21 protein-coding genes and 1 pseudogene are annotated in these 23326 nt (G+C 32.0%); 1 reads left to right on the plus strand and 21 read right to left on the minus strand.

What is annotated here, in order from left to right; all coding sequences use genetic code 11:
- From DWZ69_RS12195 to DWZ69_RS11690, 16 genes and pseudogenes are all read right to left on the minus strand, one after another.
- A partial coding sequence (locus DWZ69_RS12195; protein ID WP_199640879.1) for a hypothetical protein occupies nt 1-270 on the minus strand: 270 nt, incomplete at its 3' end.
- 172 nt (nt 271-442) lie between these two features.
- Nucleotides 443-613 (minus strand): LexA repressor, encoded by a 171-nt coding sequence (locus tag DWZ69_RS11620; protein WP_118437155.1) that lies wholly within the window; start codon nt 611-613, stop codon nt 443-445.
- A 13-nt stretch (nt 614-626) separates the two neighbouring features.
- A pseudogene (locus DWZ69_RS12305) lies at nt 627-1001 on the minus strand (PcfB family protein); the annotation flags it as partial.
- Complete coding sequence (locus DWZ69_RS11630; protein WP_040445922.1) at nt 985-1314, minus strand: hypothetical protein; 330 nt, start codon at nt 1312-1314, stop codon at nt 985-987. The pseudogene DWZ69_RS12305 and the gene DWZ69_RS11630, both read right to left, overlap by 17 nt.
- Before the next feature lie 5 nt (nt 1315-1319).
- Nucleotides 1320-2765: a relaxase/mobilization nuclease domain-containing protein gene (locus DWZ69_RS11635; RefSeq protein ID WP_118437157.1), complete on the minus strand. Its 1446-nt coding sequence runs from the start codon at nt 2763-2765 to the stop codon at nt 1320-1322.
- Nucleotides 2755-3084, minus strand: a complete 330-nt coding sequence (gene mobC / locus DWZ69_RS11640; protein WP_118231548.1) for a plasmid mobilization relaxosome protein MobC — start codon at nt 3082-3084, stop codon at nt 2755-2757. The genes DWZ69_RS11635 and mobC overlap by 11 nt, the downstream gene beginning before the upstream one ends.
- A gap of 107 nt (nt 3085-3191) precedes the next feature.
- Nucleotides 3192-3728 (minus strand): JAB domain-containing protein, encoded by a 537-nt coding sequence (locus DWZ69_RS11645; RefSeq protein WP_118437159.1) that lies wholly within the window; start codon nt 3726-3728, stop codon nt 3192-3194.
- A 102-nt stretch (nt 3729-3830) separates the two neighbouring features.
- Nucleotides 3831-4847 carry a DUF5688 family protein gene (locus DWZ69_RS11650; protein WP_118231527.1) on the minus strand — a complete coding sequence of 339 codons (1017 nt, stop codon included), beginning with the start codon at nt 4845-4847 and terminating at the stop codon, nt 3831-3833.
- Between the two features lie 510 nt (nt 4848-5357).
- The gene (locus tag DWZ69_RS11655) at nt 5358-5885 is read right to left on the minus strand and encodes a hypothetical protein (RefSeq protein ID WP_118000627.1); all 528 of its coding nucleotides are present in this window, start codon (nt 5883-5885) and stop codon (nt 5358-5360) included.
- A gap of 423 nt (nt 5886-6308) precedes the next feature.
- The gene (locus DWZ69_RS11660; RefSeq protein ID WP_158573395.1) at nt 6309-7547 is read right to left on the minus strand and encodes a GH25 family lysozyme; all 1239 of its coding nucleotides are present in this window, start codon (nt 7545-7547) and stop codon (nt 6309-6311) included.
- A gap of 126 nt (nt 7548-7673) precedes the next feature.
- A complete protein-coding gene (locus DWZ69_RS11665) occupies nt 7674-8501 on the minus strand; it encodes a trypsin-like peptidase domain-containing protein (protein WP_158573396.1) in 828 nt (275 codons plus the stop codon).
- Between the two features lie 315 nt (nt 8502-8816).
- Nucleotides 8817-10517 carry a M56 family metallopeptidase gene (locus DWZ69_RS11670; RefSeq protein ID WP_118000621.1) on the minus strand — a complete coding sequence of 567 codons (1701 nt, stop codon included), beginning with the start codon at nt 10515-10517 and terminating at the stop codon, nt 8817-8819.
- A 15-nt stretch (nt 10518-10532) separates the two neighbouring features.
- Complete coding sequence (locus DWZ69_RS11675; protein ID WP_118000619.1) at nt 10533-10907, minus strand: BlaI/MecI/CopY family transcriptional regulator; 375 nt, start codon at nt 10905-10907, stop codon at nt 10533-10535.
- Nucleotides 10908-10994: 87 nt separating this feature from the next.
- On the minus strand, nt 10995-11705 hold the full coding sequence (locus DWZ69_RS11680) for a response regulator transcription factor (protein ID WP_118000617.1): 711 nt from the start codon (nt 11703-11705) through the stop codon (nt 10995-10997).
- Between the two features lie 293 nt (nt 11706-11998).
- Nucleotides 11999-12205 (minus strand): hypothetical protein, encoded by a 207-nt coding sequence (locus DWZ69_RS11685; protein ID WP_118437161.1) that lies wholly within the window; start codon nt 12203-12205, stop codon nt 11999-12001.
- Between the two features lie 99 nt (nt 12206-12304).
- Nucleotides 12305-12811 (minus strand): helix-turn-helix domain-containing protein, encoded by a 507-nt coding sequence (locus DWZ69_RS11690; RefSeq protein ID WP_118000613.1) that lies wholly within the window; start codon nt 12809-12811, stop codon nt 12305-12307.
- Between the two features lie 284 nt (nt 12812-13095).
- Here DWZ69_RS11690 and DWZ69_RS11695 point away from each other — a divergent pair, with 284 nt between their 5' ends.
- Nucleotides 13096-13302, plus strand: coding sequence for a hypothetical protein (locus tag DWZ69_RS11695; RefSeq protein ID WP_118000611.1), 207 nt, complete (start codon nt 13096-13098; stop codon nt 13300-13302).
- A 751-nt stretch (nt 13303-14053) separates the two neighbouring features.
- Here DWZ69_RS11695 and DWZ69_RS11700 read toward each other — a convergent pair.
- The 5 genes from DWZ69_RS11700 to DWZ69_RS11720 all read right to left on the minus strand — a co-directional run.
- Complete coding sequence (locus tag DWZ69_RS11700) at nt 14054-16444, minus strand: glycoside hydrolase domain-containing protein (protein WP_158573397.1); 2391 nt, start codon at nt 16442-16444, stop codon at nt 14054-14056.
- Between the two features lie 121 nt (nt 16445-16565).
- A complete protein-coding gene (locus DWZ69_RS11705) occupies nt 16566-17270 on the minus strand; it encodes a class B sortase (protein ID WP_118000607.1) in 705 nt (234 codons plus the stop codon).
- Nucleotides 17254-21552 (minus strand): SpaA isopeptide-forming pilin-related protein, encoded by a 4299-nt coding sequence (locus DWZ69_RS11710; RefSeq protein ID WP_243081055.1) that lies wholly within the window; start codon nt 21550-21552, stop codon nt 17254-17256. The genes DWZ69_RS11705 and DWZ69_RS11710 overlap by 17 nt, the downstream gene beginning before the upstream one ends.
- A gap of 76 nt (nt 21553-21628) precedes the next feature.
- Nucleotides 21629-22564, minus strand: coding sequence for a CAP domain-containing protein (locus DWZ69_RS11715; RefSeq protein WP_158573398.1), 936 nt, complete (start codon nt 22562-22564; stop codon nt 21629-21631).
- Nucleotides 22565-22763: 199 nt separating this feature from the next.
- Nucleotides 22764-23326 (minus strand): DUF6017 domain-containing protein (locus DWZ69_RS11720; protein ID WP_243081056.1); only part of this gene is annotated, 563 nt, incomplete at its 5' end.

The following is a 23326-nucleotide window of genomic DNA, read 5'->3' on the forward strand; positions in this document are numbered from 1 at the left end:
CATCCATACGTTATGTGGAGGACGAGGTCCTTCCTGTCTGACTGCAACTGTTATTTTCTTTGGCAGTGATTCCTCTGCCATATTGCGGGTACCATACAGTCTGCTTACTCTTAGTGCTATTGCTCCATCTGTATCAGCAAATCTTACTGTACAGAAATCTCTGCTTATCTTTATGATTGTAACTTTTCTTACACTGCGATTACTCTCAATAATGTAGGCTTCATCTACTACATTAAATGTATTCTTTCCATTAGTATCTATTCTGTTCAATTGTGTTTCTCCTTGTTATACAAATATTTAATCATTAAATTTTTGTACTCACAAAGGATGGGAAACTATTCCTTGTAAGCCTTATGTAACCATCATCTGCGCCTGTTTAGCTTTACGCACATGACCTGTTATTCAGCTGATCTTATACTTCGGTAATTTCCATCTCACACATCTACTGTAATATTGTAATTGCTCTAGGATGTGTAGGATATCTTTTTATGTATCCCTTTTTCTCTAAAGTCTTTAAATATCCAATTATAGTTGATGTGGAAGCTAAACCTGTTAATTTGCACAACTCTCTGACGGTGGGTGCAAAACCGTATTCCTGGACATGAGCTTCCATTGCCTAACTTTTCGATTAATGTATTTATTCTTGGTGTTGCCTCGGTATGAAATAGAACTTCTGTCATTCCGTCTGACTTATTTATGTCAGGAAGTTTTGAATAAAGAATTCCATATTTCTTTGCAAGTTTTTTAAACTTCTTCATGTCTTCTTCTCTGATTTTTAATACCTGCAAACTGCCATCCTTACTTAACATCTTTTTCAATGATGTCTTTCCCTGAAGCTTTTCTCTTGTAAGCAGTGCATAAATGAACACTGCCAGATTTTTTGCCTGCTTCACTGTTCCACCTGTTACGTCCATTCCAAATCTCAATCCGTCAAATTCAAGTCTTATTATCTGTATTGCCTGTGAAATTTCATCTGACATATGCTCACCTCCTCTGCCCATTGTTAAGCATGATTGCTATGTCTATTATTGTTGCCATTGCCTTTTCATCTTTCTTACAATTAATCAGTGAATCAATCTGTTTTTCAGACAGTTTATTTTTTATTGCAATTTTTATCTGTTTCATCTGTGCAATTGTTAAATCTCCATCTGCCAATCTCTCCACCAAATCATTATTGTATTTTTTAGAGAAAAACAATCTCTTAATCAGGGATACCGGTTCTCCTTTTCTGATGTTTTTCTCAATTCTCATATTCTCTTTTCTATTCTTCTGGGCTATCTGAAATTCACTTTTAAATTCCTTTGCCTGTTCCACATAAATCACTTCCTTTTAACATATTTTTTCTCCTGCTCTTCCTGTTTGTTTTTTTCTTCTTTAATTGCTCTTTCCTCAATTTCTTTATTCTCCTGCCTTACTTTTACTTCCTTTATGATTTTGTAACCTACAACAATTTCTTTTCTTAGTTGTTTTGTTTCCTTTTCATTTGCCTGCAAAAGTTCTGTATAATATTCCTTTAATTTTTTTACTTCCTCAAATGACACTCCCTCTTCTTTAAGTGTTGCCCTTGCTTCTGATACAATCTGCTCTGATTCCTTAAATGTGTCATCACCCATCTTATAGAAAATGGTTGCTTTCTTTTCCTTATCTATGTTCTCCACTGCCTGAAATACCTTAAGGTGTTTATCCATTTCATTAACAATTACCTTTTTTGCCTTAAGCAATACTGACACTTTTTTTCTCAAATCTTTTTGCACGTCAGATATTTGTTCCACATCAGTAACGTCATACTTTGCAAGGAATAAATACTGCTTTTGTAATAACTGAAACTTCTTAACATCCTTCCTATATTTCCATACCTGTGAGTACGGTTGCTTTCTTATTTTTCCCAAACGATACATTTCCCTAAAATACTGTCTTTGCAATCCTGTCATCCTCGTTTTTCTTACTTTTTTTGACTTAAACATTCTGACTCTTGGAGCTCTTACTATCTGATTACTTCTATAAGTATTAAGATTTTCCTTTACAATTCTTTCTTTTAATTCATCAATTCCATAGCCCTGTCCTAACGTCTTTGTACGTCTGAATCTTTCCATTCCCGGCGGTTTTACTGCCAGATATTTCCCCTGCTTTATTTCATATCCTTCTGATTCAAGCATTTGCAGAAACATTGAATAATCCGAAGCTCTTAAAACACACGCATCTATGTCCTGTTTTATCTGTTCATTCCATATAAATGGTCCGTCCTTTAAAACATCCCATTCCTTTTTGTCTGTCTTTTTAATTGATTTATCCAATGTTGAAAGATTGTACTTTTCACATATTCTGTCTATTCTTGGCTGAATGTCTTTTTCCCAATCACCTTTTTTGTAATGATATTTATATCCGTCTGTGAAACGCACACTATTCCAGATGATGTGACCATGAATGTGGTCTGTGTTGGTATGAACTGCATATACTACCTCGTAGTCGCTTTCCAGATACTCGTGAACAAATTCTTCTATAACCTTCATTGCTGTATCTCCATCACACTCATTTTCTTCAAACGAAATGATGAGATGATACCCCTGTCTTTTGTCCATTTTTCCATAAAGTCTTTTTGTCTCCTTCATACACTCATAGGCATTTTCTTTTATGCAGTTAACACTTCCTGTAAGCAGACCATTCATGGTCTTTTCATCCTTTAAGATGTAATCAATTGCCACCTGCAGATGTGAGCCTTTAGAACGGTGATGGCTGTTCATGTGTAATATTCTGCTAATCGCCATACTTTTCCATGAATGCTCCCACCTTAAGATTCAGTAATCGCATGTACTCCATAAGCCTTGTCTTATCACTGTCCATATACAATCCACTGTTATTATTGCGGACAATCTGATTAACGTTATTACCTATGTGATTGACCTCATTAATCAGTTTAAGAATATGTTTTCTCATATCAGGATTTGGCATCTTTATGTTTGAGATTGCATATCTAACATAGGCTGAGAAATTCATGTTACAGGCATTTGCATTTTCCATTACTATCTGATATTCCCTGTCATTTAATCTTATAAGTTTGGTAATGTCTCTTTTATCTAAACTCATGTGTCCACCTTCTTTCTGTAAAATGATGTAGGCTTGGTCTTTTGCAAGATACGCATTTGTATATACAAATGCATTCTTGTTGTGGCATATCCCCAAACCCCTTTTATTTATCTAACCTTTACTTCCTCGGCTATTTTTATGTCCTTATCTTTCTTAAAATTTAAGAACTCTAACTTGTCTGAATATGTACTGCTTTTTCTAAAATCAACCAACTGCTTATCCCTTAGGCTGAAATACCTCCCCTTATCTGGACCAACAATAATGTGGTCCAGAATAGGTATTCCCACCAAATTGCAAATATCAACTAGCTTTGCCGTAGTTCTGATGTCTTCCTTTGATGGTTCTAAAATGTTGGATGGATGGTTATGCAAAATCATCATATTTGCTGCATTTGACAATATTGCTGACTTAAGCATTTCTCTTGGCGAAGCAATTGTAGTATCTATTGCTCCAATGCTTACCAAATTGAAATTCAATGGCTGAAGCTTACTGTTAAAATTGATTACACATAAAGCTTCACGATCCATATCTCTTATGTAATCTCCAACTACCATTGCCACCTTTTCAGGGGATGTAAGTTGTTCTTCTGATAGCAGCGGTCGTTCCTTTACAAGTCTAATTGATACCTGATTTATCTTTTCCATCTGCAATCACCTCAACTTTAATGAAAAACTCTTCATCCGAACTGCAATTAGCAACTTCACTTTTTATCTTCTCTGCCAATTCTTTTTGAAAATCTTCTATGACTATCTGCCCTCTCTTTCCGGGGTTGATATTGCTCCACGGTCAACATCATCAAGACTCTTGTTTATCGTATCTGTTGCAAGTCTTAGTGTCCTTAAATCTTTGTCGTAGCAATACACCTGATTTGAAAGTCGGTCATTAATGTCTACCTGGTCCATATTGATTTCATAAACCATTTCTGCCAATTCATCAGGTGAACCAAAATCTGCTGATACGGCAATAACTTCATGGATGCTTGATGGCAAAATATATAGGTCACTTCCAATTTTTTCTGCCAATTTGTGTAGTGGCTCCTCATACAACATCGAAGCTGCTCCGAACAATTTGCTTTCATTTGTTATAACGTACATTGAGCGTTCATCCTGAGTTTCCATCATTACTTCTTTGAATTCTTCCTCCATTTCTCCACTAAGTTCACTTTCACCAAATATGATTTCACTAATGACTTCGTTCATGTTCTTAATTGACACCGGAAATAATTCCTTTGTGTTCTTATTTGCTGCATTGTATAAGTCATTTTCTGTAAGACCTTCCTTTGCTGCTAAATCATTGTTAACAAGATTTGTATATGTTCCTAATGAATCATTTCCAAGATTCCATCTGTACACAATTGCAAGGTCTTCAAATTCTCTGTGTGGAACAGTCTTCAATAACTCTCTGTTCTGTTCAGCATTTATTAATGTAAAAAATACGTTATCCTTAAGTCTTGACGTATCTAAAAAATCTGCCTTAATTTCCTTGTTAAATGATTCAATTCCATTTTCCATTGTTTCAGCTGCCATTCTTACAACATCTTCGTAATTTCCTGTTCTTTCGTATTCTTCATACAGGTTGTTTACGTATAATGTTGGTGTGGCATTTTTTAAGCCTGGAATATCATAAAAATTTAATCCATCAACCTCACGGTTAGTCTTATTAACCTTTCTGATTACAACCCCACAATCCTTGTACTTCTCATCCATGTAATCCTTAATATCTTCCTTAATCTTTTCCTTAAATTCCTCGTAATTTAAATTCATATTTGTCCTCCTAAAAAATTTCATAATTCTAATGCTTGCTCTGTTTCACCCTACGGTGGAATAATTAAAATGCATTCACTTCTCATAAGACACCTCCATTTTTGCAATAAAAAATGCCTTATTGAAAAACAGTCAGTTTCTTAAACTACTGTTCTCAATAAGGCATTTATTTATTTTTGATTTAAAGTTTTAAGGTTTGTTGGTCTCAAACTTTATGGTTATATTTTACTATTGTGATATGGTAATGTCGAATTCTAATGTGGATGTAATTTAGGAGAATAAACCGTATTGTGGTTTAAGTTATTGAGTTGATGTGCAAAAAGGAAAGGTTGGGACACGAGGTCCCAACCTTTTTCATTGGTAATATTATACTTTAATGATAGTATATGAATAGATTCACCCTAGTGTTTCAATGCTTTAAATAGTTCTTTTCTTCTAATTAAAACCACTAGAATATTCCGAATGAATATTTTTTCTACTTAACATCTAGTACTATTATCTATTGACCTATTACCATTTTCCATACATTGCAATACTAGTAGGTGATGAACCTGATTTTAAACCGGTATCAACAAATCCATAATTCTTGCCATCACCAGTTACCTTCACCCATTTTCCTGATGTATTTTCCACATAATGAATCTGTTTAGTCCACTGCTTTGTCTGACCTGCACAGGCATCGAGACATGCAACTCTGCATCCACTTGCAACACTTCCCCAACTGTTACCATTTGGAGTTATTATTGTTTTTTTGCTTCTCATTTTAAAAGTATAATACTTAGTATTATTAATTGTTACTGTTCCATATGGATAATTTGTACACGGTGTAGTAGCTTTTGATGCTGGAGCCTTCAACATTCCTGCAATAAATTTACCATTTGGTCCAAGAAAATGAATACTGGTTAGACTACCTTCATTTCCGTACCTTGCATATGCCTCATTTTTTTCTAATTGTCCAATTTTTTTAGCACCATTACTATCATACACTGGTACCACCTTTCCACTTTTGTTAATTAAAATTGCTGGTGATAATGCCATACATATTCCTCCTTTTGTCTTTTTAATTTCATTTGTTTTTAGTTACTTTATATTAATTATGCACATAAAAAATATCATATTTTGTTATTAGTGTTCTTTCTTTGAAGAACTCTTTACTATTAATAAGTTCCAAACTCAGTATTTAGCAACTAAAAAATAACAAAAATATTAATCTATGTTTAATATTTTTGTATCAAACTGGCTATAACTTTTATAACCGCACTTATATAGAATCTAACAGATTAACATTCTTTAGATTCTATTGCTTTCCTTTTCACCTATAAACACAATAATGTATTTATGAATCACCAAACATTTTTTAATTATTATTTTGTTATCTTCACACTCTTTCTCTTACTCCAGGCACCGTACACTTTTCTTTTATTTATTTTTTTATACCCTCGTATCTTTACATAATAAGTTTTATTTTTGCTTAATTTCTTTAATTATTATAGCTTTTGAACTTGCCTTTACATCCATTATTTTTCTTCCTTTTTTTAACTTCTTATCGTTAGCATACCATATTTCGTATCCTCCTACTCCCTTACTTTTTTCCCATGTTATCTTAATCATTCTGCCCTTTTGATTTACTATCTTTGACAATTTTACTTTTGCTGGTTTTATAATAAATTTCTTATTCATTATCCCTTTATACAATTTCTTAAATTTAACTTTCACCTCGGCATAACCAGGCTTGATATTATTACTATACGAAACCGTATAGTATAACTTTGAAATAACCTTTCCTGAGCTATCCTTTATTGTAACGGCTGGCTTATTTGCCTTCCCATTATATACAAAACTCCCCTTATTTAAAGATACCTTTTTCAATTTCTGAATAAGATCTTTTTTATTATTCCCACATACCTTACATTTATATGTAGCCACTCCCAAGTGTGTTGTCGTGGCTTTTTTTATTACTGACTGTAACGCATATGTATGACCACTCACACTACATTCTCTTGCTAATAGAATATTTACACCTACACTTTCCGGAATTTCAGGGACTTTTCCGCCATCAGTAAACTGCCATATATTATATTGTCTACTATAATCACAGCTTGAATTGTACTGAGCCACCCACTTATCCCAGTTTTCAAATCTTTTGTCTGTCAATCTATTATTCCACCAATAAAGATTTGAATAAATCCCTACTTTATACCCTGCTTCTAATATTTTGTTACAAAAAGTCTCTGCAATATTACCAAGCAAATCATTTGATAACTTTTCCTGTTCATTGGCTTCTATATCATAATAAATAGGATATGTAGGATTTGCATTTGTTTCTCTTACTAGTCGTAAAACATGATTTACTTCACTTTTTGCCATTTCAGTATTAATAGCATGAGAATAAATGTAAATTCCATATTGGATATTATTCTCACTACATCCCTGAATATTTTGCTTGAAATATTTATCATCCTGTCCAATATCATCATCACCATACCCACATCTTATAAGTACAAATTCAATATCTGTCTGTTTTACCTTCCCCCAATCAATTATGCCTTGATGATAACTTACATCAATACCTTTTGATAAAGCTCCTTTTATTACCTCACCTTTATCATTATAAAATACACCGTCAACGTTCGTCCACGCTGTAGCTGCCTCTACCAATGTACTACACCAAACGCAGCAAAACAAAACTACCAAAATCAATTTTATTTATCTCATTAGCTCCTCCTTATTAGATATTATTCTACTATACTTTTTTACATAAGTTTTCTCTAATTTATTTAAAAAAAGGCAGTTTTCACTGCCTTTTTAATCTTTATACTAATTATGCTATTTATACTTATTGATCCCTTCTTCACGCTTGCTACTTAATAAATCGAACAAATATGAATTAATAGTACATCCAGAATTTAACGCCCCTCCAGTGGTATGAATTCCCCATGCTATTCCATCTTCATCAAAGACCGGTCCTCCCGCTTGAGCCTCAGTTGTGCTTGCGTTATAACCAATTATTCGTTCATTTTGTTGTTTTATCTGTCCATAGCTTTCAAATAGGTGTATATTCATAGATTCCCATTGTGTGAATCCTGCTACCCTTATATCTTTATTCACTAATGATGAACTTACTCCAAAACCTAACCAACCAGTTGTTGCTCCCACATTCTGTTGCATTGTCACAACACACCAATCATACTCTGAATCACCACCTTGTGTATACGCAGTTGAAGTAATCCATGATGCTGGATAATAATATTCTCTAGAAAGGTTTTGTTCATACATTAAATATGTCCTCACCTCTTTTGCCCAACCATATTTTTTCGACCAAAAGCAGTGACCTGCGGTAACCATTACATCTGGACCAACTATATAACCACTTCCATCACACCAATAATCTGCCTTTCCATCCCCAGTAGTATCAAAACCAATGTCTAAATGTGTTATTGTTGTATATGGAAATTTTGTTCTATCGACCATATTTAAATTATGACCTTGAATAATTGAATATGTTGATACATCCCCATTACAACTAGACATTGAATCTGGAATAAAAGGTTTCGCAATAGATTCTCCAATAGATTCTTTCTTTTTTGTTTTTTGCAATTTTCTATCTAATCCTATAGAATATTTGTGTTCAGTCTGATGCACATAATCATACATTATTAAGTCATTTTCCTCAGCTTTAACATTAATTGCAAAACACCAAAACATGATTGAACACACAATAACACAATACATAATTTTCTAAACAGACAATCTATACAAGATACTATTTATCCTGATAATCTATCTTGTAGTATTCTAGCACTCAATTTTCCATTATGTCTAAAACAAGTGATACTATTGTAACTAACTTCAGATACCAAACTAAAAAGTATCTTCTTTTTTAATTGGACATTTTTCTTTCTTTAATCTTCCTCCTTTATATTTTTCTAGATATTTTATATTAATTAAGCGCGCATAAAAATATCTCATTTATTTTAAATCTACATCGTCTAATGTTCCAAAATATACATAAATTCCATGCCAATCAGCCGGAGCAATTTTTAAATCTTCAAGTGGATAATTAATTGCCCAATATGATAAGTCATGTGTTTCCTGATGTATTTTGTAAAACAGTTCTATATCATGTGTTTTCTTTAACTGTTGCAGTTCCCCTACAATATGGTTTATTCTTTCCGAAAAAGATTCCTTGTTTATAATTGTTGATACTCTTTCTAAATCTGAAATCATATCTGGTATAGTGTATCCTGATATAACGTTATCTTTTGGATTATCATCTATATTATTCCATACTTTTGAATCTTTTGAACAATCACCCTTAAAATTCTCCACAAGTTCACATTCTATATAGGAATGCACATTAAATATCTTATCTTTAACAATCTTACGACTACTCTCATTTAAATCATCCAGCCACATTTTCTTTAATGCTTCCGATTTTTCCTTTGAAATGCTAACCCCTGTATCGTAATGTAGTGCCCGTTGTGAAAGTTTTAATGCAACTGCCGTAGTCTCATCATGTTCTGTATCTTGTTCATTTTGTGTAGTTTCTACTATCTCTGCAAAACGATTCGACATTTTATTATTTTTCGTATTTTTATGAACAAATGCCCCTGTAATAATACACACAGCAAGTGTAACAACTATCATTCCTCCACCCAATAAAGCGTATAACTTCTTATCAGACACCTTCTCATTTTCTAAAAAACAGTTATCTATTCTTTTCTTTATTTTCATTTTTGAATTGTTAAATGAAATCATATAATTTCCTTTAACAGGTACTGTGTCCAATATAGTTCGGCAATATATTCCAATTTGCTTCTTTTCCAATCCATTTACAACTCTAGAATCACATACATACTCAATATCCTCCAATGCTTTATTTTTTACAATATATATAAAGGGATTAAACCAATATAATATCATTACGCAATTCATAATCTTTTTGTATAAAATATCTTTAGATTTTAAATGTATCATCTCGTGTCTAATTATATTGTTAATCTTGGAATCATTAAAGTCCATGTCTACAGGGAAATATAACTTTGGACTTATTATTCCATAAATAATTGGTGAACATATCTCTGTACAGTAAAAAACGTCTAATTTTCTTTGATATCCAATTTCCTGCTTTATACTCTCTATTAAATTAAAAGTATTACCATCTTCTATCTTAAAAGATGTATCAAATAACAATTTCTTTAATCGCTTTTCTTTTAATATTATAATGTTCAAGCTAATATACATACCCAAAAACCAAAAAATCACAAAAAACATAGAATTTTCAAATACAGTGTCTCTTATTCTTTCCATAACCGGCATTTTCAGAAATATCGCATCACTTTTTTCTTTAATCGCTTTTGTTTCAAATACTACCTGATTATGTTCTTTTTGCTTATTATCTTCAATATTTTTTTTACTTTGACTGTAATTCTCTACATCATTTATTTTTCTTTCTTCTTGGCTATATAATTGTGTCGTTTTTTCTGACAAACTTATTGGATTAATTCCCCAGGGAATTATCGCACATACAAGCATAATTAACCATGCAATCTTTCTCCATCTATATCCTATATATTTTGTTACAAATTTTGAGATTATCAAAATTACTATACTTAAAATAGTAATTATAATTGATGTTCTAATCAAAGCCTCAATAATATAATCTGTCATAAGACTCCCCCTTTTTTATTTTTTAATCTTCTGGTCTATATATTCTTGTAATTCTTCTAATTCCTTATCATTTAGCCCTTCTCCATCATATAAAGCACATACAAAATTCTTCAGTGAATTATGATACATTTCTTTTAATATACGCTTACTTTCATTTTTCATATAATCCTGTTCTGTTATAATACTTGTGAAAATATTGTTTTTGCCCTCTTTTGAAATTTCTACAAATCCTCTTTTTTCTAATCTTTTTAAATATGCTAATACTGACGTTTTATCTAAGTGTCTCCCCCTTTTTTCTAATTTTTCTTCGATTTCCATTCTCGTTACCGGACGATTATATTCCCATATAATCATTATGATTTCTAATTCAGAATTTGGTAACTGTTTCATTCCTTTTTCCTCCTATCCTTTTTTTAGTATATAAGCATATTTTACATTTGTCAAATATGATATCAAAAAAATTTTCTATTACTCTATCTAAACATTTAAATAATTATCATAATAATCTGATAATGACTTTAAAAATTCTTTTCGTCTACTCTTGCTAACCCAAACAACCTTGTTATTCGTTAGATATATTTCATTTCCTCTATAACTTTTAATATAAGCCATATTTACAATATAACTATTATGACATCTTACAAAACTACTGTTCAATCTTGCCATATGTTGTTTCATGTTTTTATAACTTAGAATATCTTCATTAAGTGTATGTACTAAAGTATTTCGATTATATGTTTCAATGCATAAAATTTCATCAAAATAAATTTTAAAAAAGCCTGAATCATTTTTTTCAATAATGAATTTACCATTTCTATCAATTAATTGATTCGACCAGTCTTTAACTATTGGATCTATTTTATCCTTATCTACTGGTGTAATATTATTTTTTATAACCTTTATCTCATAACATTTTAATATATTATGATACATCAACGGTGTAAATATCATTTTCATTTTTTGATTACTCTCACTAGTTTTTTTCATTAAATTTAAAACATCTTCTTCTATAAAAATATCCAGTAGCATTACATCTATATTATTGTTGCAGATATACTCTTTTAAACTATGTGCATTTTTAGGCGTTAATAAAAAAATATATAATCCATTTTCCTTACCAATACTTTCCAATATACTATACAGCTTTTTCAGGATTTTTTCTTTGTCTTTGTACACCATCATTTTCATATGTTTTATCCCCTCCTATTAAACCTAACATTTTGTTTCTTTGACCTTACTATTAAACATTTACTTAATAGAGCATAATACAATACTATTATGGTTCTTTATCTCCATATCACATTAAATGCTTTTTTAAACATTAATTATAGTAATTATAATTATTAATCACTAGCAATTACTTCTATCATTTCATTATGCCAACATAATTTACATTATTCCTTGATTAATCTTAACCAATATAAGTTTATTAAACTTTTCTATAAAAAAACTCCCCCCATTATACATAACCATTTTTTTATTTACTCCCTATCCTTATTCTTTCTTTTTCTTAACAAGTCTATTTTTTCATAATCATTAATTGCATAACTGCAACATTGAAGAACTAAAGAATTAAATGAAACCTGCTCTATTTCAGCAATTTCAAATAACGAATTGTGTGTCTCTTCCGAAAATCTAATTGTTCTCGGAATATTAGATTTTGATAAAGAACTATTTACTTTAAACATAATAACCTCCAAAATTGTAATATTCCATTATTATAATCATTTTTCAAACCTCTTTATATAACCATTTATGTAACCAAACATCAAATTATACTGATAAATTTATTTAAATAGTTCTTTCTTTACTCTATTAATGTATTGTCTAGAATTTCCTAGTTCTTTTGCAATTTCGTTATCTGTATATCCTAAATATAAATACGTTAAAATTTGTTTTTTCTTTTCTGATAATTGCTGCACTTTACTTTTAAAATCTATAGTTTTTTCAACTTCCAAACTTGTTTCACCTACCAATACTTCTTTTAATTCTTCTACATACTTTCCTTCTGCTTCTTCTCTTCTAATATTAGATTTACACAAATGTGCATATTTAAATTTAATAGCATTTTCAATATATACTATACACTGTCCATCATATTTACAATTTGATATTCTTTGAATAGCTTCTATTATTGCTAAATTCAATTCCTGTTCAGCATCTTCCTTATCCATAAAATAAATTTTCTTTACATATTTGTTTATTATCGGTTTCATAATTTTTAAAATCTCCATTACTGCTTCGGAATTATTTTTTGCCTTATTAACTAAATTTGCGAACTTTTCTGCCTTCATACTTGTCTCCTTTTCTTTTTAAAAAGAAAAAAGAGACAAATATGTAAACTCTTAAAAACATTTTTAATTAATTTCTATATAACTTGCACTCACAATATTTACTTTTTCAAACTATACTGTATTCTAAATATTTTTAACCTCATATGCTTTTTAATCTTGTTTAACTTACTATGTTGATCTCCATTTATTTTTGCAAATATATTTACAAATAAGCTGTTTTTCTCTTATTAATCAATATACTAACTCAATGTATAAATTATCAACTATAGAAAGAAGGCGATATTATGAGAAAATATTTAAACAGATTAAAAAATCCAGCTACAATAATTGGACTAACGGGATATTTATTAACAATTCTTTCATCACTTGGATTTATTATAGACAATGATACTATAATGACAGTAGTACAAAGCATTTGTGCAATATGTGTTTTGTTAGGCATTCTAAATAATCCTGACACATCCGGTATAGACTTTCCACAAAAGAAATAATTTTTTTTGGTAAAGTTTTAATTAAACGTACGTTGAGTTAGTATTTTATTATTACAAGAATTTATATTTTTATATAACATTTTTTTAAATCATTCTACCTTATTTGCTTAATTAGGTAATAACATTGACTAATTAGCAAACCACCTCTCTTGACAAAAAAAAAATTCACATTATAATATTAGGATAATTGTTTTTAAAGGAGTTTCTATATTATATGATTAGAATATTGTTTGAAAGATTTTTACCACTTACCTTATATTTTACGACTCTCGTTTCAATAATGATTATTGGAACATTTATCCCTCATTCATCAGATTTATTCTACTTATGGTATTTTGGTTTCTATTGGATTTTTTATCATGCTATAATCTATGTCACAAGTTTTTTTATTGGACTCATTACACAAAAAAGAAATAAACGCACTAAACCATATTATTTTTTATTGTCTTCTCTAATATTTTTTATCATAAATACCTTTGCTTTATTTCTTCCTTTGTTAAGCATTATTAAAAGTTCATACCATAATTATAACTTTGAAACCATTATATACTTTGCCTTTATTTCTTTTATTTCAACACTCATATTTTTATTAGGTCAATTAATTAGCAAAAAATTTTTTCATAATAAATTATGATTACACTTACAATTAGACAACCCTTAAATTTTCTCTCCTGCAATTTGACTAAATATTGGTTTTAAATCCAAAATGTGACTGTTGCAGAACACAACAGCCACACTCCTATTATTTAATTTAAATCATACTATATACATAATTTGCAAATGAAGAACAACATGCTTGAATTACTTCATCAGAAGGATTATCTGCTTTCAATAAAAGCAATCCTACTTTTTCGTCCACACCTGTCATCTTATCATATACTGCAGCTTTTAATCGTCCTAGAGTTTTTGAGCATCCAATCTCATCAAAAATCTGTTCAAATCTCTTTGCGTATTCTGCTGTATAATACCATGATAATGCTTTTGAAAATCTATGATAATCCGTTTCATCTGTATAACTTCTAATTTTTTTCTGTATAGCATACGCATCAAAATCACAGCAAAAATCTGAATAATTACACGTTAATGTATTTTTTCCGATGGTCATATTTGCTATAGTTTGTAAATCTTTATCCTTATATATCTCAAAACCATCCTTATTTTTATTTTCGTAATTAATAGTTGTATCACTCATACCAGTTGCAAGGTCACCTCCCCAGCCAGCCCAAAATGAAGGAGGTAATCCTGTTCCTAAATAAGCTTCTATCGTTGCTGCCATATGACTTAGATCTATGAGCCCTATATTCCCATCTGATAAAAGAAATCTCTTTTCTTTAGATGTTTCCTTTCTTATGTAAGGTTTTAGTCTACTATATAACTCAGCATTATTTTTCTTCACATAATTGGAAAATGCTTCGTCAACTGCATGACCTGTAGTAAAGAACCATTGCCATCCTTCATATTCTTCACCCCTTAAAAAGTTAGTTATTCCATTAACAACCACATTTGGTGTGACAATACTTGGATTTGTTGTTGAACCCACATTCTTTTCATAATAAGTTACATACATACTTTCCAAATTTTTAATATCATCAATTAATGTATTGATTGATGGTTCCTTTACTGTTGGAATTTCTGGTCTTTCATAACTGCTATGTTCCACTTTGCTTACTAATGGAAAACGTCCTGAATACATTGTTTTATCTAAATCAAAATCCCATCCAGATTCTGATACTTTTATTTCATAGTATTGATCTAAATTCCATTTTTGAGGAATTTTAAATCCCATATTTCCACTAAATCCATATGACATATCACTTACAAAACTTGTTTCTGCAAATCCTTTATTGCAAACTTGTGTGCACACATTACGTGTTCCATATACCCCAATTTTATATTCTGGATCAAAATTTTCTGACAATGATTTAAAATATGGTAATATCTTTCCTGTAATATCTCCATCTAATGGATCTGTATCAACAGCAAAATATATTATACTATCTTTTGGAATGCCGTATTTTCTTGCTGCTTTTGTTGATTTTTCTGCATCTATTTTTCCTCTCGCAGATGTAAAATATTCAAGATTTGCACCTGATTCTTGAAAAATAGGAAACAGTTTCATACCATTAGAAATAATTCGCTCTACTTCTCCTTCTCTTAATTCTTTAAAACTACCTCCTGTTAAATATCGTCCTATTACTTCATAACCATTTGCCTTTAGTATATTTAAACGATCTTGTGTCATTTCAAATCTTGTATCACAACCATTACTTGATCTGTCAGTATTGCCTCTACTCACCAATAATGCCATCCAAGTATTAGTATCTGCTTTTTTTGTTCTAGTTAGTAACATGTCTTTTTGAAATTCATCTATTTTATTTTCTAAAGCTGTATCCCAAGTTGTAGACAGCAAGACATCATATCCGTTACAACATAATGCTGCCCTAAATAAATAGATTGCCTCTTCATTCGTTTTTGATGGCAACATTGGTAATCTATTCTTTGTACCTTCTCCAAAATATCCCGTTGCCTCACTTACAGAAAATTTTTCGATTGCCTGTAGCACCTTAATCATAGCTTGATTCATTTCTCTTCCATAAACTCCATCACATGGAGCAAGTCCTATATAATCAATATACTTATTATTAAAATGCTGCTGTATTTGTCTTATCTTTTCGTTTCCTCCTCTTAAGGTTAAAGTGACGTACTGATTCATGGATAACAATGCTTTCATTACCGCAAGTGTAACTGTAGAATCTGTATTAGTTAAACCTGCGTCTTCTTTCATTTTCTTAACAGCTCCTCCTGTACCACTATAAAAGTGTTTTGTTATTCCTGTTGCTCCTGTTGAATAGCCTTTACACCATAATGCCCCTTGAATAATTGCATATATGTTATTTTCTGTAGTATCGCTACTATTTTGCTGTTTTATTCCATTCGGAAATTTAGAATTAAATTTTGAAATTGTAGTTGGTCCAAAGCTATCTGCTGTTGCAGTAATTCCTAATTCAATTTGCAAAGCTCTTGTTAATGCATAAATTGTGGTCCAACCAGTAATTCCATTTTCTGGTATAACTTCGTACCCTGAATTTCCTCCATACATTGCATTCAAATAAACTTGCGTTCTTTTTACCATTTCATCCATAATATTATTCTCCTTAATTTTTTTCATAAGCGCTTATACCATATAAAAAGGTAATATACATATTTTTGTAAACTTCTTATTCAAAATTATTTTCTTATACTGCACTTTTTTCCTTTTTACGTTAAGAATATACACACTTGGCTATTAGAACAATTCTCCAGTCATCCCCTTTTCCATTATCACAAGTTGACAACATCAGCATCTGTTCTCCATACTTGGGTTTATTCCCCTGTCTCCACAAACTATGCTCTTCCACCTTGTCAACGAACTCGTCATACTCTTTCTTATCCCTTGCCATTACAAATTTCCAGTATTCAAACTTATGTATGTTAACACTCATCACTGCAAACACTTCATACTCTCTCTTTTTATCCGTTGTAAAATATATCTTCCTGTGCTTATTAAAGAACTCCTTATCCTTATACTTCTCCAATGCTCCAAACATTTTTCCTCCGTTTATGTTGTGACCATAAATAATCAGGTTATCTGATTTTTTCACATCACAGTATGCACTTAAATATGGTGTTCCATAAAAACCGTAATTCCTGTTAAAATCATGATTCAAATAAAAATCCGGTTTGTCCTTTGTCTGCATCACAGGATAACTTATTGTTGTTCCCGGTATTTCCACATAACCTATGCAGTCCTTGTTTTTCTTTACAAGACCATTTACATCAGACTTCTTTTCTGTCACACTCTCCTGTATGTTCTTAAATTCATTCTCATACTTTCTCTCTGTTCTTTTTTCCTTAAAAAAAGGGACAGCTGCAATCACAGCCATCCCCACTAAAAGAAGTATCAGAGATATTTTAATTATCCTCTTCATCGTCCTTCTCCTGTTTAAAATTGTATTTTGACCTGTCCTTTGCTCTTACGCATGCAAAACATCCAAGTGCAAGTAATAATGAAATAACTGAAACCACCATTCCTGCTGTTTTTCCATTAATGCCTGTCTGTGGTGTGTCAGGTACCACAGGGATTCTTTCATCCGTAACTGTAAGTTTCTGAACCTTTCCCGTGTCCTTAATTCTTATTTTCTTATCCTTTGCAACCTTGTAATGCTCTGGTGCATCCACTTCCTTAAATGTGTAGGTTTCTCCTGCCTTAAAGATGCCTTCGATAAATTTAGCTTTCTTTCCGGTTGTAAACTCATACACCTTCTTGCCCTTGCTGTCATATACATTGTACTTTGCACCACCAAGCTGTTTCTTTGTGTCTGATGCAATCTTGTTGAATTCAACCTTGATTGTGTCATCCACCATGTTTACCTTCTGGACTTTTCCATCATCAGCCACCGTGAATTCAATACTTGTTGCTGTTGCGTATCCGTCTCTTGGTTTTGTTTCCATTAAAACATAAGTTTTTCCCACGGCATACTTTCCTTCAATCACATGGCTCTGTCTTGATGAAACCCATTCATCCATTACCTTTCCTGTGTCCTTTTCAGTTACCTGCATATGACATCCCGGAAGTTCCTTTCCATTTGTAATGTCTGTCTTTGAAAATTCAATCTTTGTTGTGTCATCATACATTACCACCTGATTGTCAATATTTTCATTAAAAGCATCACCATCTTTTATAAGTACCCTTGTCTTTGCATTTTCATCATCACTTTCCACAAGTTTAAAGGTAATGTCATTTGTGGTTACAAAACCGTCCGCCGGCTTTGTTTCTGTTAATGTGTATTCCCTGTCATGGAGTAAGCCGTATATCTTAACTGCATAACCGTCACCTTTTTCTACACGAACGTTATCATATCCCATCTCATCAATCTTTTCATTTAACTTAACTGATGAAATGTCACCTGTAATCCAGCTTACGATTTCGTTACCATTTTCATCGCTGATTTTCAAATGGCAGTCCTTAATCTCAACTGATGATGCAATCATTCTTTTGCTGATTACTGTTTCAGTCTGTTCTTCCTTAACCACTGCCTTGGTTGATACAGCTGCAGTTTTCTGATCCTTGTATTCAAGATGTACCTGATGCCTTTCCCTGTTAATGTAATAACTGTCGCTAACACTTTCTTCAAGGAAATAATAATCTCCTGAATTTAAGTTGCCTTCCATCTTTCCATAACCTTCATCCATTACAGGTACATCAAATGGGATTTTCGCCTTTCCTTCCTTGTCAGTTGTTACTGTTGCAATCTTTTCACCTGCAGCAACAATCACATTTCCATTCTTATCGTAAATGTTGTCCCTTGAATAAAATCCAAATCTTGCATTTCCAACAGGCTCATTTGTCTTTGAATCCTGCTTTTCAAGTGTAATGTCTGTCTTTACCATGTCATTGTGTATGTCAATCTTTCCATCCTTTGAGTTTTCAGAAATGTCAAACACATACTCATCATCCTTGTTATTCCACTTAAAGCTTAAGTTCCAGAATGACTGTTCTGGAAGAACATAACCATAGTTTGTCTTTACTTCTTTTAAGGTGTATTCTCCAAGTGGAACATTAAGTGTCATTGTTCCGTCATCGTTTAACACGTAACCACAGATACCATTGCAATCATTTGTAAACTCTGCCTTTTCACCTGTTGTAATTTTTGCAACAACTGAATCCTTTTTAAACAATACTGTTCCCTGATTATCCTGTGACATGATGTCTTCTCTTGCAGTAAGTTCAAATACAACACCATTTAGCAATGTGTCCTTGTAGTTAAATGGATTAAATAAGTCTGATGTTGTTTCATTTTCACCATTCTCTGCATTACTTCCCTTTGTTCCATTCTTTTCTGTGTTAACTAAATTATTGATTTCCTCATCTTTATCTGACTTACTTTCTTCTGAATTGCTTTCATCATCTTTCTTGCATAATTCAGGACCACTTTTATTTATTGTAAATTTTCCGTAAGTCACATCATTATAGTACTCACACTCTGCATACAGATATTCCTTACCAAGCTTGTCCACCATTGTCTTGTATGAGTTACTGCTAATCTCAACCATTACCGGCTGTCTGTTCACCCTGTATCCTTCAGGTCCTTCGATTTCATAAACCCTGTATGTGCCGGCTTTCAATTTCTCATAAGTAATGATTTCTCCTGTTTCATCTGTTACAAATCTGTCCACAACCTCTATTGCATTTCCATTGCTGTGTGTCTGTGTCACAAGAGTTTCCTTGCCATCTTTATCAACTTTGTAAATCTGGTATGTTGTTCCAGCCTTTAAAACTGTCTGATTTGTTTTTGAATCCTTCTTTACGATTTTTAGATATGCGTTGAATTCCGGATTGTTTAAAAGATACTTGTATGTCTTTCCGTTTTCCTTCACATTCACGTAAAAGTCAGGACACTTTTCAGTGTTTGTAGCTCCAACAGTCTGATGAACCACATATGTTCCATATGGCATCTTCTTTGACTTTGCATAACCTGTTAAATCTGTTGTAAGAATGTCTCTTTCTGTTGCCTTTGCCTTGTCATATGAACCTGCACTTGCAAGGTAAATCTGAAACTGTGCCTTGTTTTCAGGTGCAACAATACCTGCAAGACCATTTCCCATTCCCTTAATAATTGATACGTCACCTTTTACCACGTCGTCATCAACCTGTGTTTCTGCCGAATTGTATTCGTTGGTAAACTGCTGACCATCCTTTGTGATTGTGTATACCTTGTCATTTTTAAGGTAGCCTTCAGGCGGTGTAATTTCCTTTAAGTACATGTTTACACCACATCTGTAATAGTCTGTTTCAAATGTACCCTTGGCATTGGTCTTGTATGACTTTACAAGTTTTGTGCATGCTACATCTGAATATACTCCATACACTGCGCCTTCCAATGTTGCATCTCCCTGTGGTGTACTGCCTGTTTCAGAATCCTTTTTCCACACAGTCATTTTTACTTTCTTGTATTTGTCCTTAAGAACAGGCTTGTATGCAAGCTTGTAATTACTGTATAACTCTTCTGCAGTCTCGGGCCACTTTCCGTCACTGTTCTTCTTCCATGAATCAGACTTTGTAAGTGTTACTGTAACCTTGTTTGATGACTGACTGGTAATCTTGTTTAAACCTGCATCAACAACAAACGATGTAAGAATGTTGTTGTTACCTGATGAGATTTCCTCTATAACATAATTGTTTGAGATATCATCCATCTGGTCATTGATGTCATTCTTTATTAACTTTTGTGCTCCTGCTTTTGACAAATCTGATGCATATGAATATCCTTTGTCATCTAAAGTATCTTTTATCTCTTTCTTCTCATCATTTGTCATTCCCTTTAAGTCATTGTCCTTTACATAGTAATACTTCTTTGAATTTAACTGATATGTAAATCTAAAGATAATCTTACCATTTGAATCTGTTTTAACATCCTGTGTAAACGTTGTAGCATCACCATCTACGTCTTCCTTAACTGAGTCTCCCCAACCATTGTACTGATAAGAATATAATTCTTTAATATTCTTTGTTGTAAATCTAAATGTAACCTGTGACAATGCCTTGCCATCTTCATCCTGCTTCTGTAAAGTTATTCTCTGACGATAATAGTCACTGGATTTTAACGGATAAAAATTATATTCTGTTTCTGTTGAATTTATCTGTAATAACCTCTGAACCTGATTCTTTTTTGTACTTCCTGAATATTCCCAAATATCCACATCACATGATACTGTCTTTCCAGGATTAAAGATATCTGAATATATGGTATCGTTTGAATAATAACCGGTGTTTTTCTTTACCTGGCTTATTATGTCCTTTAATCCACTTTCGCTTGTAATTCCTTCTTCAACAGCCCATATAAGACACTGTGCATATACCCAAGCCTTATTACTTTTATTCTTGCTTATGGCATACCAATATTCAATTTTAGCTTCCAACGCATCTTTCTTATTTGAACTGTCACTGCTAATTGTCTTTGTCTTTGAAATATAGGTATATCCTGTATGACATGCCAATCCCAAATCCATACAAAAAACCGGCTTTTCATTTACAAGTGTCTGTAGCCATATGCCACTTTCACTTTTCGAGCCCACGTTGACTGTTCCAAGCTTTCCTAAGGAATCCAACGATGCTGTTCCTGATGCTGCTTTTACATTACTTGTTGGCAATGTGGCTGTAAGTAACATTACCATTGCCAATAATCCTGCTATAATTCTCTTAACTTTCATTTTCACATTTCCTCCTAAAAATTTTGTCTTTGTGCAAAAAAAGAACGCCTTAACTTAATAAGACGTTCTAACTATTTTATTTACTTGTTTCATTGAGTATTTTGTCTACATTAATGTCTGAAAACAAGGCTACCCAATATGTGCCGTTACCTGATTCATAACATGCTATTGCTCCGCTTTTATGACTGATACTTTTCAAATTATTGTAATGTCCCGGACTGTTCTTCCACTGTTTCATAGCATCTTTATAATTGGTTGCACCCATTGCAATATTCTCACCTGAAACATATGGCTCTCCATATTCCATGCCATTATCACCTTTGTACCAATAATATTCTTCATCTATGCCATAATTCTTATGTAGAAAATCAAACGCTGTGTCTGACCATCCGTTATGTGAAAAGTTCTTGCTTATTTGCTTTGCCCTTATAAGGCAAATCTTATATAACGTATCCGACCATTCAATTTTATCTGCTCCCGCTTTGGTTCTGTAACCATTCTGCACTATGAAAGCATTTTCCGCTGCCACTCTGTCATGAAATCCTTTTTTTATTTTTCCATTGGATTTCTTAACATATGTAAGACTCTTTGTTTTCACTGTTATGGTCTTTGAAAACTTTCCCTGCTCATTTGCTCCATTATCTGTAGATTTATAAGCTCTTACCTTTAGCTTAACTTTTTCATTGGCTAATAGATTTGTCAGTGTATATTTATTATTCTTTGTTGTCTTAACGCATTTCCATTGTTTCACTGCCGGATAATAAACATATACCTTATAACCTGAAACATTTTTCATTTTCTTCCATGTTATCTTATAACCTGCTTTGTACTTAACTGATGTTTTTCTTAAACTTGCATCCATTATTGTCTTGTACTTTTTTGTAATGGAAGAAACCTTAACGTTTGTTACTTTTCCCACTGACTTGGCATTTACGGTTTTGGTGGTAAAACAAAACTCTAGTGTAACAACCAGCATTGCCATAATCAAATATTTACTTTTTTTCTTAATCATTGTTCCAACCCTTCTGTCGAATTGTATTTTAACCATTTATAACAAATATCCATCATTCTTAGTGTTGTGGTAATTCCACCAAGAATTGATAAATATATTCTATCATAGTAATCTTCGATTTCAAATTCTAATGTGGTTGAATTTCGACTCTTTCAACCATACTCTGTATTTTAAACATTGGGACCCGGTGTCCCACTTTCTAATTTGCAAGTTCCGGCATATCATGTTGCACTCTTGCCTTATAATAACTGTCAATTGTTGTTGGTGCGTTATAAAGTGCTGCCAACAGGTATTTCTTAATGTTCTTTATGTTTGTTGTGTTATGATTCATGCACTCTAACACATACTCAATATGACTGATGTCCAATTTTGAGAATCTGGACTTTACAGCCTCTTTTGGAAACTTTGTACTTGAAATAATAATATAATCATTTTCACTGATAATGGTTTCAACAATAAGATTAACCATTCCATCTATCATTGACTTTTCAAGATAATGTCTACTAATTAAAACATCATAGTCTATGTTATCCTTTACCATTTTTGTATATTTTTCAAAAATTGATTCTTCTTCTCTTCCCATCACATCAACTGCATTTTTCACCATGGGATTAGATAAGATATTATTACTCTCTTTAGTATTATTTATATTAATATTATTACTATTAGTCTTACTAATAAGCGGACCCCTTTTGGTTACTTCTTGAAGTTCACTTTTTACTCCTCTTGATGTAACCTGTCGTACACTTTTAGAAGTTTCCA

It is taken from the genome of Eubacterium sp. AF34-35BH, assembly GCF_003477765.1.
Classification (GTDB): domain Bacteria; phylum Bacillota; class Clostridia; order Lachnospirales; family Lachnospiraceae; genus Eubacterium_G.